The 17,535-nt window shown below is 41.5% G+C and carries 9 protein-coding genes; all 9 read left to right on the forward strand.

Going from position 1 to position 17,535, the window contains the following annotated elements; all coding sequences use genetic code 11:
- The first annotated feature begins 3 nt into the window (after positions 1 to 3).
- The 9 genes from AC1HCU_RS09275 (at position 4) to AC1HCU_RS09315 (ending at position 17,504) form a co-directional block, all read left to right on the forward strand.
- Entirely contained in the window at positions 4 to 1,767 is a 1,764-nt protein-coding gene (locus tag AC1HCU_RS09275) for a RagB/SusD family nutrient uptake outer membrane protein (protein WP_480365365.1), read from the forward strand.
- A 36-nt stretch (positions 1,768 to 1,803) separates the two neighbouring features.
- Complete coding sequence (locus AC1HCU_RS09280; RefSeq protein ID WP_480365367.1) at positions 1,804 to 2,853, forward strand: DUF5627 domain-containing protein; 1,050 nt, start codon at positions 1,804 to 1,806, stop codon at positions 2,851 to 2,853.
- Between the two features lie 324 nt (positions 2,854 to 3,177).
- Positions 3,178 to 6,303 carry a DUF5107 domain-containing protein gene (locus AC1HCU_RS09285; RefSeq protein ID WP_480365369.1) on the forward strand — a complete coding sequence of 1,042 codons (3,126 nt, stop codon included), beginning with the start codon at positions 3,178 to 3,180 and terminating at the stop codon, positions 6,301 to 6,303.
- Positions 6,304 to 6,357: 54 nt separating this feature from the next.
- Entirely contained in the window at positions 6,358 to 8,868 is a 2,511-nt protein-coding gene (locus tag AC1HCU_RS09290; RefSeq protein WP_480365372.1) for a glycoside hydrolase domain-containing protein, read from the forward strand.
- 141 nt (positions 8,869 to 9,009) lie between these two features.
- Complete coding sequence (locus AC1HCU_RS09295) at positions 9,010 to 11,202, forward strand: right-handed parallel beta-helix repeat-containing protein (protein WP_480365375.1); 2,193 nt, start codon at positions 9,010 to 9,012, stop codon at positions 11,200 to 11,202.
- Between the two features lie 64 nt (positions 11,203 to 11,266).
- The gene (locus AC1HCU_RS09300) at positions 11,267 to 12,670 is read left to right on the forward strand and encodes a DegT/DnrJ/EryC1/StrS family aminotransferase (protein ID WP_480365377.1); all 1,404 of its coding nucleotides are present in this window, start codon (positions 11,267 to 11,269) and stop codon (positions 12,668 to 12,670) included.
- Complete coding sequence (locus AC1HCU_RS09305; RefSeq protein WP_480365379.1) at positions 12,667 to 13,956, forward strand: hypothetical protein; 1,290 nt, start codon at positions 12,667 to 12,669, stop codon at positions 13,954 to 13,956. The genes AC1HCU_RS09300 and AC1HCU_RS09305 overlap by 4 nt, the downstream gene beginning before the upstream one ends.
- 195 nt (positions 13,957 to 14,151) lie before the next feature.
- On the forward strand, positions 14,152 to 15,981 hold the full coding sequence (locus tag AC1HCU_RS09310; protein ID WP_286880279.1) for a heparinase II/III domain-containing protein: 1,830 nt from the start codon (positions 14,152 to 14,154) through the stop codon (positions 15,979 to 15,981).
- Between the two features lie 188 nt (positions 15,982 to 16,169).
- Positions 16,170 to 17,504: a hypothetical protein gene (locus AC1HCU_RS09315; protein WP_480365382.1), complete on the forward strand. Its 1,335-nt coding sequence runs from the start codon at positions 16,170 to 16,172 to the stop codon at positions 17,502 to 17,504.
- Positions 17,505 to 17,535: the final 31 nt, after the last annotated feature.

Here is a 17,535-nt window from a genome sequence, read left to right on the forward strand (position 1 = left end):
ATCATGAAACATAATAAAGCATACTTATTCATCATATTGATTTTATCAATTCAATTTATCTCCTGTGAGAATATATTTGAACCAGAGGATGAGAACTTAGGGACAATGGACAGAATTTATCAAAATCCAGCTTTTGCGGAAGGTTTGTTGATGACTGCATATATTAAACTACCTACAAATGGATTATCCTTTAATGATTTAGCCACAGACGATGCGGTTAGTAACGATGAATCGAATGGATATCGCCGAATGGCCACGGGACAATGGTCTGCACAATACAATCCGGCAAGTTTGTGGGATAGCTCAATTTCTGCGATATTTTATCTTAATAAGTTTATTTCTGTCATAGACACAGTTACCTGGAAATGGACTGACAGTGAATTAAACAGGTTGTATAAAGTACGCCTTAGAGGTGAAGCGTATGCATTAAGGGGGCTTTTTGAATATTACCTATTGGTTACAACCGGAGGCATAGGAGGTGGCGGGGAGTTGTTGGGAATTCCGCTTTATAATAATTTTATTGAATCAGACGGCAATTTTAATATTCCAAGAGCAAGCTTCAGAGAATCTGTTGATCAGATTTATGCTGATTTCGATAAAGCATTGGAATATCTCACGATGGATGATTATGGGGATATTAGTTCCCTAAGCGAACTTCCTGAAGGATTAGAAGATATTAAAAGTGTTGCAAACTATAACCTCGTTTTTGGGAAAGATATTGTCCATCGTATCAGCGGAAAAATAATAAAAGCCCTTAAAGCTCGTGTTGCATTATTGGAAGCAAGCCCTGCTTTTTCAGCAGGAGATATTGTTTTATGGGAAAAGGCGGCAAATTATGCTGCAGAGGTGTTGGATAAGATTGGAGGAATATCAGGACTTGATCCGAATGGCCATCGTTTTTACAATGGTAGTTTTATAGACGCGATCGATATGTCGAAAGGTAAGGATCAAAAAGAAGCGCTTTGGCGAAATGCAAAATACTCTTCTCTATCGTTGGAAACCAGGCTTTTCCCTCCCTCCTTGTACGGACAAGGTGATGTCAATCCAACCCAGAATTTAGTAGATGCCTTTCCTATGGCGAGCGGATTTCCCATCACCGATCCAGAAAGCCTTTTCGATCAGGAAAAGCCTTATGTAAACAGAGACCCGCGTTTATCATTGTATATTTTACATAATAATAGTGTTCTGAAAGGGGAAAATATACAAACTGGAGCAGGAGGCGGGATCAATGCGAAAGATTCTATTTCGCAATCGACACGTACAGGCTATTATATTCGCAAGTTACTAAGAGAAGATGTGAATTTAGACCCTGTGGCACGGATATCTAAAGACCATTATAGTGTTCACATGCGTTACACTGAATTGTTTCTTATTTATGCCGAAGCGGCTAATGAAGCGTGGGGTCCCGATGGGGTCGGTGCGCACTCATATTCTTCAAAAGATGTGATAAGAGCAATTCGTAAGCGTGCAGGAATTAATCAACCTGATTTATATCTGGCTTCTGTCTCCACCAAAGAGGAGATGAGAGAGTTAATCCGTAATGAACGAAGGATTGAGCTCTGTTTCGAAGGTTTCCGGTTTTGGGATCTGAGGCGTTGGAAAGAAGACTTGACAGAATCGGCAAAGGGAATAAATATCAGCGATTCGAACTATACCATTGTTCAAGTGGAAGATCGCAAATACGATAATTCTTTCATGATCTATGGACCGCTTCCATACAATGATATACTGAAATATAATTCCCTTATTCAAAATAAAGGCTGGTAGTTATTGAAGTAAACACATTATTTATAGAAATTCATTATGAAAAAAATATTAATAATCATAACGCTTGTTGTTATGTTGATCGCTTGTAGTAATCAAGATGTTGACTTTCCTGATTTTGATTATACCGCTGCATATTTTCCGCGTCAATATCCGGTGCGAACACTAATTTTAGGTAATGACATATATGATAACACGAACGACAATAATCATAAGTTTCTCATCTCTGCAAGGTTTGGTGGAGTTTATAAAAACAGTAAGGACAGGCTTCTCAAAATAAGGGTTGATGAGAGTTTATGCAATAATGTATTATTCAAATCCTCATCTGAACCGATACTTGCATTACCTCATGAATATTACAGTTTGAGTTCAACTGACCAGTTGATTATTCCATCAGGTGAATTCTATGGCAGCATAGAGGTACAACTTACCGATGCTTTTTTTAACGATCCCTTAGCCATTGAATTGGCTTATGCTATCCCTTTACGTATTGTTAGCTCGAATGATGTTGATTCGATTTTACAGGGAAAGTTGCGTAATCAAATTCCCGATCCTGACTACAGAATAGCAAGTCAGTGGGAAATAACGCCAAAAAATTTCACCATGTTTGCAGTCAAATTTATCAATCCATATCATGGACATTATCTTCATCGCGGAGTAAGCGCCGTAAAAAATAAGGAAGGAGAGTCACTCGAAACGATATCTTATCGCACAACTTATGTAGAACAAAATGAAATTTGGAAGCTTATAACTACGGGGAAAAATCAGGTGTCTATCAAAGAGAATACCCATTCTTCCAAATTTACCGGAGACCTGAATTTATTGCTGGATTTTTCAGAGGATGGGAATTGTACTGTGAGTGGAATAAGTTCCATAAAAACGGGAACGGAAGTTACCATTGATTATCCTGTGACCGGCAATGGAACTTTTATAAATGATGGAGATGCCTGGGGAGGATCAAAACGAGATGCTATTCATTTAAAATACCAATTTACGGATGGAATCAACACTTATTCCGCTACCGATACTTTGGTAATCAGGGATAGGGGCGTTGTTATGGAGGCTTTTGAACCGGTAGTGATCAATTAATTAAAATGCTCCATTATATTTGAACATTGGAGGATAATAACATGTAAGGTTTTATTTGGGAAGATTAGCCTTTCTCATTCATCAAAAGTAGTGAATATACCGGAAAGGGAATGCATCTTTGTCGATGCTTTAAGCTTTGACAAAGGTCGTTCTCAATACTCTCTGATTGATTCCGGATTAAGATGAAATCTAATTATTACGGATATAAGGCAAATTATGTTTTTGCGGTTAAGTATTATTATTCATTATAGATGAGTGTGCCTTGTCCATTTATCGTTTTACGTCTAAACTTATTTATCACCAAGACTTAAAGTAATGTTCCTTATGAAATCAACACCTGTTATTTTAGGATTGTTTTTAATTTCGATGTATTCATTCAGCCAACATAATTGTCAATTTAAAGAATATACAGCGGTTTACAACACATATCCCTATTCCGATGCAAATCCCATACCCCTGTTTGGAAAGATATATCCCTATTTCCGATACGACGGCTATACGACCTTGCCGGAAAAGAAATCATGGAAAATCGTCGAACTTGAAAATGACTTTTTAAAAATTAAAATATTTCCGGAAATTGGGGGTAAAATATGGTCGGTGATCGATAAAAGATCGGGAAAAGAGATGTTTTATGGAAATGAGGTGGTTAAATTCAGGGACATCTCCTTACGTGGGCCGTGGACAAGCGGAGGTATCGAATTCAACTATGGAGTTATCGGACATTCCCCATCCTGTTCTTTTCCGGTAGACTACCTTGTCCGAAACAACAAAGACGGAAGTGTCAGTTGTGTCGTCGGTACGTTAGATTTGTTAACACGTACTTATTGGAGTGTTGAAATCAATTTGCCCAAAGACAAAGGTTGGTTCACCACAAAATCTCTTTGGCATAACCGTACAGGCTCTCCACAGCCTTACTACAACTGGGTGAATACGGCTATTACAGCCAAGAATGATTTAAAACTTATTTATCCGGGTACTTACAATATCGGCCACGATGGAATGCTTATTTCGTATTGGCCCGTTGATTCCATCCAAAAAAAAAATATTTCGCTCTGGCGGGAAAACAACTTTAAAAGTAATGAATACAAATCGTATCATGTTGTTGGACGTTCCGGTTCTTATTTTGGAGCTTATTGGGAAAGTGATAATTTCGGTTGGCTGCATTATGCCGATAGAGAAGAGAGGCTCGGAAAAAAGATGTTCAGTTGGGCTTTATCCGATGTAGGCAAGATATGGGAAGAATTGTTGACGGATCAAAACGGACAATATATTGAATTACAGAGCGGTAGGCTGTTTAACCAGAATATGGTAAGCAGTTCCCTTACTCCTTTCAAGCAGATCTTGTTCCAACCCTATCAGACCGATGTATGGACGGAATACTGGTTTCCTTTCGAGGAGATGAAAGAGGTGAAAAATGTCACTTTGACAGGAGCAATTGATGTTGAAAAAAACCGAAACTATTACGATATTTCAATCTACCCGTTGCAAGCAGGTGAGGACACATTGACAGTATATAATAATGACGGTCAAATAATTAAAAAAGAACACGTAAAATTAGGAGTCCGGCAACTTTTTTCCCTGAATATTCCTGTTTCTGACAACGAAGAACTGACAAGAATATTTTACGGAAATCGGTTGTTGTGGCAAAATGAGGATAACAGGTTAAACCGTCCGGTAAAAACCGTCGACGATTTTGATTGGGATACCGGTTACGGAAAATACCTTAGAGGCCGGGATTTAATGGGATTTCGTTTGTATGACCGGGCCGAACCCTATATGAAAGAATCATTGGAGTTGAATCCGAACCACATTCCGTCCCTGGTTGAGTTGGCCAGGCTGTATTCCCATCAGATGAAGTACGACAGTGCATTTTCAGTGGCCCAAAAAGCATTGTCCATTGATACGTACGATGCGGCAGCCAATTATGAATACGGTTGCGCGGCATTTCGTCTGAAAAAATATTTCGATGCGCTCGACGGTTTTGAAGTGGCTTCTTTAAGTGAATCTTACCGAAGCGCGGCATATACCAAAATTAGCGAGATTTATCTCGTCCGGAAAGATCTAGTGCAATCCTTGGAATACGCCCAAAAAAGTCTTGTAAACAACCAAAACAACATTCAAGGATTGCAATTAGCCTATTTAAGCTATTCACTCACCGGCGAGAGCAAAAAAGCCGGAGAGACCGGAAAGCGGATATTGGAACTGGATCCGCTGAATCATTTCGTACGGTTTGAAAACTATTTAAAACGTGGCGATACCCAAGCATTGGCTGAATTTAAGGACGGCATTCGTAACGAAATGCCGGAACAAACCTATCTGGAACTGGGAACGTGGTACTTTCAACTGAATTTGCCGGATAGAAGCCTTAAAATATTGGAGCAATCGCCCGAAACTCCGGTTGTATGCTATTGGAAATCGTTTTTAAATGACGCCCTGCATGCGGAAGATGAAAAAACGGTCAATTTACAAAAAGCCCTTGAAGGGAAACTTTCTTTTCAGTTTCCTTTCAGGGAAGAGAGCAAAGAGATTCTTGAATGGGCGATAAAGGAGCAACCGCACTGGATTCCACGTTATCTGTTGGCTTTGCTTTATAGGTCCAGGAACAGGAATAACGAGGCATATAACCTGATGTCATCTGTCCGTGAAGAGGTAGACTTTGCCCCTTTTCATGCATTTTTCGCACAGTTGGAAACAGACCTTGCGACTAAAGAAGGTTACCTGAAAAAAGCGGTTTCATTAGCACCTGCCGAATGGCGATACATCAGCGATTTAACCCGTTATTACCTTGCCAACAACGAGCATATAAAAGCACTCGAAACCATTACACCTTTTTACAAGAAATATTCGAATTCTTATCTTATGGGTTTTTTATACATACGGGCTTTAATCAAAAACAGACATTATGAATCTGCAGAAAAAATCTTGAGTGACTTAGTTGTTTTACCGGCAGAAGGCAATTCCGATGGACATCGGTTGTACCGGCAGACAAAATTGATGTTGGCGGCGGAAGCTCTTTTGGAAGACGATATACCCAAGGCTCAACGAAAAATAGAGGAAGCGCGTCACTATCCCCGGAACTTGGGCGTGGGCAAGCCAAACGACGAAGATATTGATTTCAGGCTGGAAGACTGGTTGGATGCATTAATCGCACAGAAAATAAAAAAACCGGATGAGCAAGATGAATATTTGAAGAAAGTCGCTTTTTCAAAAAAAAGCGACAATTCAATGCATTATTTATTGGAGGTACTGGCATTTTATCGGCTAGGTGAGAAGCAGCATGCAAATGACATGATGCGCAAATGGTCGTCGGTGCAAAACGACCCTCGTGTGAAAGATTGGGGAAACACCTTTTATCATACCCATAAAGACAAAGAATATGCGTTTGATTATAAGGCGATTGTAGAAATTATAAAATCAATAGCGAGTGCTGAATTTATACGATTATTTTAAATAAATCGAGAAATGCAACCCCTTAATTATACAAAAACAACTAAAAAAAATATCATGAAGTCTTGTTTTTTAATGTTATCGTTGTCGGTTTTTGTGATTTTTAATTTTTCCCGATCGTATTCACAAACCGTATCAAACGTACAAAAACCGGAAGATGCGGCGGTGGTCTATGTGGAGAGAAATCCCAAACCTGTTGCAACAAAGTCTGAGCAGGAGAACGGTTTTATCGTTTACCCCGGTCATTCATTGAAAATGTCGTTTGAACATTCAAGGCCCGATTCAATGCGACTCACGGTTATCGATGCCTTTGCCGCGCAAGGAGAAATCATTCCGGTGACTTTTTGTATATATGCACTGCGCGATATAGAAAACGCACAATTAAAAATATCCGATTTGAAGAAGAACGACGGAACGGTTATTCCCGCAACAAGCATGAAACCGTATATAGTCAAGTACTTGACTAAAAGATTCATGTATCAGAAACTTCAACATTTGGTGAATGCTCCCGTGTACATTACATCACTTGAAAATCCTGTCTCAATTTCTACCGATAGAAGTGAAAAATTCTGGATAAATTTTCATTCTCCCGAGCATGCCCTACCCGGGGTATATACCGGCACAATCACCCTTCAAACAGAGGATGCATCCGAAGAGATCCCTTTAAAAATACGGATTTTACCCTTTAAACTCCCGGAGCCAAAAGGGTTGCTGTATGGATTATACTATATGGCTTACAATCAGGTATTCGGAAATCTTAAAACGGTTGATGAGATGCGTGCACAAGTACGGCACGATCTGGCGGATATGCGGATGCACGGCATGACCTCCATAGGGATATGCAATGGGGTGGATCCAAGCAGTTATACGGTTTCCGATAAGGGAGAAGTGAAATTTCATTTCGATGGCAACACGCTTTTCGAATTAACCATGGAGGCATACAAAGAATATAAATTTACAGAACCGGTTATTGACATGTCCCGGGCGGCACAAAAGGCAACGAAAGGGTATCAATTCGGTACGCCGGAATATGATTCAATCTATGTCAGCTTTTATAAAGAACTGTTTAAAGAGGCAGCATCCAAAGGTTGGCCGGCAATGTATGTGCAACCTTACGATGAACCGGGTTGGCATTCACAGCAGGAACGCGATGAAAACCTGCATCTGTTGAAAGTATTGAAAGCAGCCGGTATTCCAACGGAAATAGATGGTCCTGGCGACAATTACTTTGTCAATATTGCGGGACCGCATGCCGATTTTTGGAACTACAATGCGGCAATCAGTTCGGAAGAAGATGTGCAAAAAGCACGGTCGGAAGGCCGTAAGGTTACCCTTTACAATTACGATGTTTCCGGCTGGCTCGGCGAATGCGGCCGCTGGGCTACCGGACTGTTTAATTGGAAATTCGGACTCGACGGCGCTTTTAACTGGGTCTATTTTGGTGGAAGAGAAGATCTTTATAATGACTTCGATTCGAAAATTGGCGATTGGATGCACCATTATCCCAAAACAGCCGCGCATCCGGGTGGCAGCTCCATCGGCTGGGAAAATATTCGTCAGGGAATAAACGACAGGCACTATCTTGAACTTTGTCAGCAAACCATCTCAAGAGCGAAAGCCAAAGGAGGAGTATCAGCGAAAGCTGCCGAAGAGGCGGATAAAATGCTCAAAGAGCTTCGCACAAGTTTGAGCAACAATCCGGCAGCTCAATACAAAAACATGGATTGGACAATGTATCTTCCTGAAGAGGAAGCTAAAAAACACGCTTTTGTTTCTCCCATTCACGGAAAAATTTCTGCTTATGCCAGCGGCGCATACAAGTACGGGAACAATCTGCAATTGGATGATTACGATAAAATCCGCCGGATGGTAGCGGCACACATCGTACATATGATGGAAAAAATGGAAGAGGTCTCCCCTACCGGAATAACGATCCCTCCCGATGTGAAAATATCCAAGACAATCCCCAAACCGGAATTTGCTCAAAAAACGATCCATATTCCCGTTTTAAAAAGCGCTCCGGTTATTGATGGCCTAATTACTCCAAATGAATGGGAAGAGGCTGCCGAAGTGGAATTGACGCTGAATGATGGTTTCGAAGCACCTAAAATGCCTACAAAAGTACATTGCGGGCTGCGTAACAATATGCTTTACATTGCATTCACCTGCACGGAGGAAGTGATCGATTTTCTTACCGTTAATGCTAACAAACAAGGGGATAATGTTACAAGTGACGATTGTGTAGAAGTATTCCTTGATCCCGGAATTACGCAGAGTAAATTTTATCATGTAGCCGTAAATCCGCTTGGAATCTATTTGACGGATGGAAGTTACAAGGATTGGAATCCCGATATAAAAACGGCAGCGACTATCAACAAAGAGAAACAGGAATGGATTGTGGAGCTCGGCATCCCTGTAAAAGGGATGGAATTAGCTCCCCGGTTTGGATTGAACTTCAATCGTGAACGCAGGCCAAAAGATGCGTTGCTCGAACTTTCATCGTGGGTAATGACAAGAGGTGGCTTTGGCAGGCCGGAGAGATTTGGAACCGCGATTATAGTTGATTAGCGAAGCAGACTTTTTATTCTATAGAATTGTGGTCTGTTTTATAAAAAGAATAACAAGGAAAGTTTGAATATTATGTAATGAATTATTTTGAATGGTGCGTTAGAAATGAGTGTTTATTATTTAATTTAAAAAGTGAAGATCATGAAAAATTATATCTATTATATTATCATTCTACTGCTTTCTGGAGTGTTTATTCACTGCCGGCAAGATGAAATACCTCTTCCGGAAGAGATAATTCCAGAAGAACCGGCAACCCCGGAAATAGTGACGCGATATTATGTTTCAACAAAAGGAAACGATGCAAATTCGGGTACGGGTTCATCCAAGGAAAAAGCCTGGCGCACCATTACCTATGCGGCAACAAAGGCGGTAGCAGGTGATACAGTTTGTATAGAAGGAGGGAATTATGAAAAGGAAAATGTGATCATCTCCAATGCGGGATCGGACGGCTCTCCCATTGTCTTTATGGGTTACAACGGTACACCGGTTCTCGACGGCGGAGATTATACGAAAAAGGGAATTTATATCTATGGCAAACCCTATGTAGTCTTAAAAAATATACGTGTAAAGCGATACCTGTACGGTATCTGGGTTGACAACAGCCATCATACGGTTTTAGATGGTTGCATAGCCGATTCATGTAGTAATGTCGATTATGTGAATAAGGGCTACGACGGCTACGGTATTTTAATCAAAAAGAGTAATTATTCAACGGTAAAGAATTGTTCGGCAACAGATAATGGGGGCAATAACTTCTTTTTATCCCAAACCGATGACTGTACCCTTGAAAATTGCAGGGCATACTGCAAGCAAACGACCAATAATCAGTTTATGACAGACTATTTTGTAGTGCTGGCATGGAGCAGCAACAATACGGTACGGGATTGTCATGCTGAAGATATCCACGGTTCATACAAGGGAAATCACGGTTTTATTGTTAAGGATAATCCCGGAGACGGTGGAGGACAACCTCATAGCACAGGTAATCTATTTGTAAACTGTACTGCGAAGAAATTTGAAGAATGTTTTGTATTTGCCCATGAGGCCTATGATAATAAGGTGGATAGCTGTTATGCCGACAATACCGGAAAAAGCTCAACGTTTAATTTCTGTGTACAGAATCGGGACGGTGCTTATCACAACACAATAGAGAACAGCAGATTTACAGGTAAGACCGGTATTGTTAGTGTGTACGATGGTACTGAGGGTTTAAATCCTCAAAATCAATCAGATAATATCTTTTTAAATTGTCTCTTTAAAGGAGATTTACAGAATAATACCATCGGTGTTTTTCTACGAAACTCAAAAAATCTCACATTTAAAAACTGTAACTTTGTCAATATCCCCTACTTGTTTCGCTTTAGCTTAAGTAGCTCAGGAGCTGATGGTAATTCGGAAACAGTCTTAAAGAACTGTATCCTTTCAGATGTTAAAAACCAATTTGACACGCGCTCTCTTTCGGCTCCATGGGGTTTTAATAAAACGGAAACTGGCTATGATGATATGAGGGATGTTTCGGTTTCATACACCAATTTCTGGAACGGATTTGCACGAATCACCGGCACTGGAAATATAGTCGTTGATCCCTTATTTGCGGATGAAACGAATGGTGATTATCACCTGAAATCAAAAGAAGGAAGATGGAATGGAACAGCGTGGGTTACCGATAACATAACCAGCCCATGTATAAATGCCGGAAACCCTGACGATGACTATTCAAAGGAGCCTTCTCCAAACGGGGGTAGAATAAATATGGGAGCTTACGGGAATACTCCAGAGGCTTCAAAAGGGAGTGAAGATGTGCCTCCACCGGTGAATACGGATAAAATAACTTTTGTGACTGAGAAGTCTGTCGGAGAAACAATAAGAATAGCTTTGTATGCGATGGCGGAAAACCAGTCCGACATTTGGATTGATCTCAATAATAATGGAATTAAGGATGAAGGCGAAACGCCGGATTTCCCCTATTCTGTTTCCACAGGACTCACGAATTATGTGATTGGCGCACAAACCATCACCGTCTATGGGAACGCGTATCGGCTAGATTGCTATAGCAATAATAGAATTACCGCTCTGGAGCCGACGAGCAGCTCTCTTACTCACCTGTTCTGTCATAATAACAATATAAAAGGAACAAATATGACAGCCTTAATGAACTCCTTGTTTGACCGTGAAAATCTCTCAGCGGGCACACTTGTCATCGTTGATACAACTCTGCCTTCAGAACAAAACGTAGCTTTAAAGTCTGACGTGGATATTGCCGTTGCAAAAAACTGGGCAGTGTATGATTACAAGGGTAGTAATTCAAACAAAATACCTTACGAAGGAGAGTGAAAGGTATAAGTATAAAAATCGTATGAAAATAAAATTCTGAATCAAACCTGAAATAATAATTAAAATGAAATTAAAATATAAAAACTATTCACGTCGTGAATTTATAAAAACGAATTTAATTGCCGGAACAGGTGCTGTCATGGGAGCGGGAACGACAAGCAGGATGCTGGCAAGTTGTACGGCGATAAACAAAACCACGCCCGCCATTTTAGGTGGAAGCCCCCTGATAACCTCCCACGACTGGCCCTCGTGGCCTGTGTGGAAACCGGAAACCGACGAGAAGAGATTGCTTGAGGTGATGCGCGGCGGGGTGTGGTCGAGGGACAAGGTTACGGACGAATTCGAAAAGAAATGGGCGCAACTGCTGGGTTCCAAACGCTGTCTGGCCCTGGTGAACGGTACCAACGCCCTCAACGCCTCCCTGGCGCAGCTGGAGATCGGATGGGGAGACGAGGTGCTGGTCACGCCCTACACCTTCATTGCCTCCGTGTCCTGCATCCTGTTCAACGGAGCCATTCCCGTTTTCGTGGACGTCGACCCCGAAACTTTCCAGATGGATCCGGACAAGATCGAGGAAAAGATAACCCCCCGCACCCGGGCGATCCTGCCCGTCCATATCCTGGGGCTTCCCTGCGACATGATGCGGATCATGGGCATTGCCCGCAAACACAACCTGCTGGTGGTGGAGGACGCCTGCCAGGCATGGCTGGCGGAGATTGACGGGAAAAAGGTCGGGACTTTTGGAAATGCGGGGTGCTTCAGCTTCCAGACCTCCAAGAACATGCCCATGGGCGAAGGGGGAGCCATCGTCAGCGACGACGACGGATTCATGGACCGGTGTTTCTCCTATCACAATTACGGCAATCCTTACGGTTCCACCGCCGGCCAGATAGGAGCCGGCACCATGATGATCGGCACAAAGCTGCGCATCACCGAGTACCAGGCGGCCATCGGGCTGGCCCAGTTTGAGCGGCTGGAAGAACAGACCATGGCAAGAAATGAAAATGCAGGGTATCTCCGGTCGTTAATCGGGAAAATACCGGGTATCGTACCTTACAGACTATACAAAAACGTTACGAAAGCCGCCTTCCACCTGTTTCCCTTTCTGTACGACAAGGATGAGTTCAACGGATTAAACCGTAATGAATTCATGGAGGCGTTGCGCGCCGAGGGCGTTCCCTGTTCGGCAGGGTACACCGAACTCAACAAAATGCCTTATTTGAAAAATGCTTTTGAAAGCAAATATTACCGGAAATTCTATCCGGCTGAACGGCTGGATTACGGCAGATACGCTCACGAGAACAGGTGTCCGATGAACGAAAAATTATGCAACGAGCTGGCGGTCTGGATCCCGCAGAACATACTGCTGGGTTCCCGGTCGGACATGAAGAACATAGCATCCGCTATCGAAAAGGTATATGATAACGCGGAACGGATAAAAAACAAACGAATAAAAAAACAATCATGAAAAGAATTATATCATTTGTTGCTTCAGCTCTATTCCTATCATTTTTCATCGTATCCGCGCAAGGAATGAATAACATCCAAGACACGGCAATAACAAAAGATCTGCAGGTGGCCGTTTTTGATGTCGATATAACCCCGCCTAAAGACTATAAAATGCCGTATGGAGTTGCATTAAATACATGGGACATGGGACTTAGAGCTAAAGGAATCGTTTTGTTCGGTACGGAAAAACCTATCGTATTGGTTTCTTTGGACTGGCTCGGTATAGCAAATGATTGTTACGACGAATTCAAACGCTCGCTTGCCCAGGCTGCCGGAACAATACCCGAACATGTAGCCGTTCATGTTATTCATCAACATGATGCGCCTTATCCCCGTGATTGTTTGAATGACAGTTTTGTCTTATCGGTCATCCATCGTCTTGAGATGGCAGTGATTAATTCTTTAGAAAACGCTATTTCGATCACACACATAGGATTTGGTGAAGCACCGGTGCATAAAGTGGCATCCAATCGCCGGATTCTTGGAGAGGATGGAAAAATTAAGGCTATGCGTTGGACGGTCTGCAAGGATTCTTCCTTACGAACAGAACCTGAGGGATTGATCGATCCGGTACTGTCTGCGGTAAGTTTCTGGAATGAAAATAAACCGGTTGCTGTCTTGAACTTCTATGCCACCCATCCGCAGAGTTATTACGGTACCGGCGTACCCAATCCCGATTATCCAGGGATTGCCCGTTTTTACCGCCAACTGGCAATACCCGACGCATTACAGGTTTATTTCACGGGCGCTGGCGGAAACGTAGGGGCCGGTAAATATAATGACGGTTCCCATGAAAATCGCGGTGTTTTAGCCGAACGGCTTGCCGATGGGATGAAACGGGCATGGGAAAATACCAAACAAGTCTCTGTCATATCTTCTGATATTCAATGGACTTTCGACTCTGTTGTTTTGCCATTGGATTCGGCAAAAGCAGGAGAGGTTCTTTGGAAACGGTATAAGGCAGACAAAAAAGTTGATATACAATGTTTGACGATTGGTAATGAAGCACGAATTCTTTTTATGCCTGGTGAGTTGTTGGTCGAGTATCAGATTGCCGCGAAAAAAATGCGTCCAGGTCAGTTTGTCGCCATGGCGGCGTACGGCGATCTGAGCTTTGGATATATCCCTCCGGCCGCGGCTTTTCCGCAAGGAGGTTATGAAGTGGATGTTGCAAAGGTAACTCCCGAAGCGGAAACAGTGCTTTTAAATGCAATTTCCAAATTACTGAATGATGAAACAAAGTGATAGTGAAATAGACCAATAAGGTCTTTCCTATGCCAAACAACTGGTTATTAATTGTTTGAAAAAAGGTTTTAATTTTTATAGAGGATGAATCGATATTTTAACTTCTTTGTTTTTTTATTTCTTTTTATTTTTTTGTTTGCTGGTAATTGTAAAATATTTGCCGATTTTCCCAAAAAACAAGAAAAAATAAATTGTATGGATACGCTATTCAATAAACAACTTTCAGAACACCCACGGCTATTGTTTTCTGTTGAAGAAGAAAATAATATTAAGCAATTAAGTAAGCAAGATACTTTACTGAATAATTTACTTGGACTATTGAAATTAAAAGCCGATATATTACTTACAAAGCCAATTTTAAGATACGAATTGCGACAAAAGCATTCTGATTTATTGTGGATCAGCAGAGAGCACATCTATAGGATAATCACATTGTCACTGGCTTATCGCATGTTTGATGAACTTAAATATGCAAAGAAAGCAGAGGAAGATTTAATTAACGTCTGCAATTATCCTGATTGGGATCCTGCTCATTTTTTAAGTGTCGCTGAGATGGCTGAGGCCGTTGCTATTGGGTATGATTGGTTATATAACTATTTACCACAAGACACAAAAAATTTAATAATTAAATCATTAAAAGAAAAAGCATTGTATTTTGCCGTTCAGGAATATGACAGCGGTAATTCGGATTCATGGGCGAGGAGAAGTACAAATTGGAACATTGTATGTAATACCGGAATGATTATGGGGTCATTGGCTATTGCGGAAACAGACTTGAAGTTAACTGAGAAAATTATTTTTAAAGGTATTACATTTATTCCTAACTGTTTACAGTATTTTAGTCCTGATGGTGTTTGTTATGAAGGCCCGGGTTATTGGTATTATACGAATATTAATCTGGCTATGTTATTAAGGTCTCTAAATGATAATTTAGGACATGATTACGGATTATCTGATATTTCCGGAATAAGCAAGACGGCTTCATATTTTATTACTACTGTAAGTCCATCAGGGCGGGTATTTAATTTTGCAGATGTGGTAAGTGAGACAGTAAACGTAGGTCCGGTATATTTTTATTTCAGTAAAAAATTCAACTTACCGGATGTAGCTCAGTTTTATCGTTCTCATTTATTAAAGATATTGAAATCACCTGATACATTTCCAAGATGGCATTTCTTTCTCAATATTCCGTGGTATGATGCTTCTATATCTACTTCCGTTAAAAAGCCAAAACTTCAGGTTTTTGATAATATATTTAACCCAATCATGGTTTTTAACGGTAATAGTGCTTCCACTAATTCAATTTATTTAGCAGCAAAAGGCGGCGCAGGTAACATGCCCCACCAGCATTTGGATGTAGGTTCATTTATAGTGGAGACAAACGGTGTAAGATGGCTTGATGATCTGGGATGTACTGCTGCAGATTACAGTTTACCCGGTTTTTGGGATTATACTCCTTGGAGTGGGCAAAGATGGAAGTATTTTCGCTACAACAATTTCAGTCACAACACCTTATCAATAGATAATAACCTACAATATTCGGCGGGTAGAGGAAATATACTACGTTATAATAAAGATTCGGATAAACCATTCGGTATTATTGATATGACTACTGCCTACAATAATTTAGCTACAAAGGTTTATCGTGGTTTTATGCTATTATCTGATAATCTCACCCTTATTCAGGATGAAATCAGTCTGACATCCCAAAACAAGCAGATTGAATGGACTTCTATAACCAACGCCATTGTTACTATTAACGGGAATAGAGCCGTTTTACAAAAAGGAGACAAAAGTTTCCATATAAAAATAATCTCACCTGCAGATGCAACTTTTACAACAACCGTGGCAAAAACGAATAGTTCCGAGGAGGCTCCCCTTGTCAACTATTATTTGTTAAAAATAACTGTATATCCTACGAACGAAACAGATCGAACTATCCGGGTAGTGATGAGCAGTGATCAAGATGCAATCAATGATGACCGGTTAATCGGGTCGTTAAGACCATTATTAAATTGGAATTAATTATGAAACCAACATGATTAAAATAATCTTTGGACAATCAAGAGAATGCTCCATACAACCTTAGTGTAAAAATTAAATATTATCGCATAAAAAGAATATATATACATTATGACGTATAATTACCAAAATATTAGAAAAACTGAAATAATTTACAAATGAAAAATAAAATTTTATTGACAATTGTTATTATGATAATAGTAACGAATTGTTCTAATGTAAATAGACAAGAAAGAGAGCAATCAACACATAAGAAAACACTGATTGCCATCCGTTACTTTTCAGGTTTTGACCTGGCGCACGATACCTACAATGCCATTTCCGCCGCCAGCGACGGTAAAATTTATTACGTGCTCTCCTCGCAACCCCACGATGTAGCGGGACAGGTTCACGTATACGACCCGCAAGCGGATACAACACGGTTTCTGGCCGACTTGACGGAGATCTGCGGAGAGAAAGATAAAAAGGTTATTGCGCAGGGTAAGAGCCACGTCCGTTTTTACGAAAGCGGCGGAAAATTATATTTCTCCACCCATGTGGGCTACTATGAGATGATAGACGGGATGGAACGTCTGCCGGTAACCGCGCCGGAAGGATACGGGCTATACACGGGAGGACATTTCCTGTCATACGACCTGAACAGCGGAAAATTTGAAGACCTGGGGCTGGCCCCCCATGGGGAGGGAGTGCTCACCATGACGATGGACACTGTCAGGAAACAGATCTATGCCATCACGTGGCCGAAAGGATATTTTGTACACTACGATGTGAACAGCGGCGAAATGAAAGATCTCGGACCGGTCTCCGCCAACGGCGAAGCGGGCCGGGTAGGCGAAGATTACAGGGTCCTGTGCCGGTCCGTGTTCGTCGACCCGCGCGACGGGTTGGTTTACTACTCAACGGCCGGGGGGGATATCATGTGTTATGATCCCGAAGACTGTACAATTGAAAAATTGGAAGATGTGGACCTGCGGCTGGATTATTTTGGAAGTTATGATCCTGCCGATGCGGGAAGCATGGGCTACAACTGGCGTGCCGTCGTATGGTATCCCAAAGAGGAGGTGGCCTACGGAGTACACGGAAATTCAGGCTACCTGTTCAAGTTTGATCCGGAAAAAAGGAAAATAGAAATTGTGGACCGGATCACATCCGGACCCTCCCGGAAAAGCGGAATGTACGACCAATTTAGTTACGGATACTTGGGATTCGATTTGGGAAATGATAAGGAAACCTTGTATTACCTGACGGGAGGACCTATTTATGAGGATGGAAAAAGAGTGAAAGGTCTGGACAAGATTTCAATGGGTGCCGCACGCGGAGTGGAAAATCTCCACCTGGTCACGTACCACATCCCTACCGGACAATACATCGACCATGGCCCCGTATTTTACGAGGACGGATCGCGTCCCGCGTATGTGAACTCGATCGCTTTCGACAAGCAGGGAAATGTGTATACCCTCGCCAGGTTTGAACACGAGGGTAACTTGGTAGAAGATTTGGTAAAGATACCGGATCCGTTTAAATAACAAACAATGCTTTAAACAATGGTAGAGAAGA

The sequence above is a fragment of the Proteiniphilum sp. LBM24028 genome, assembly GCF_056629195.1.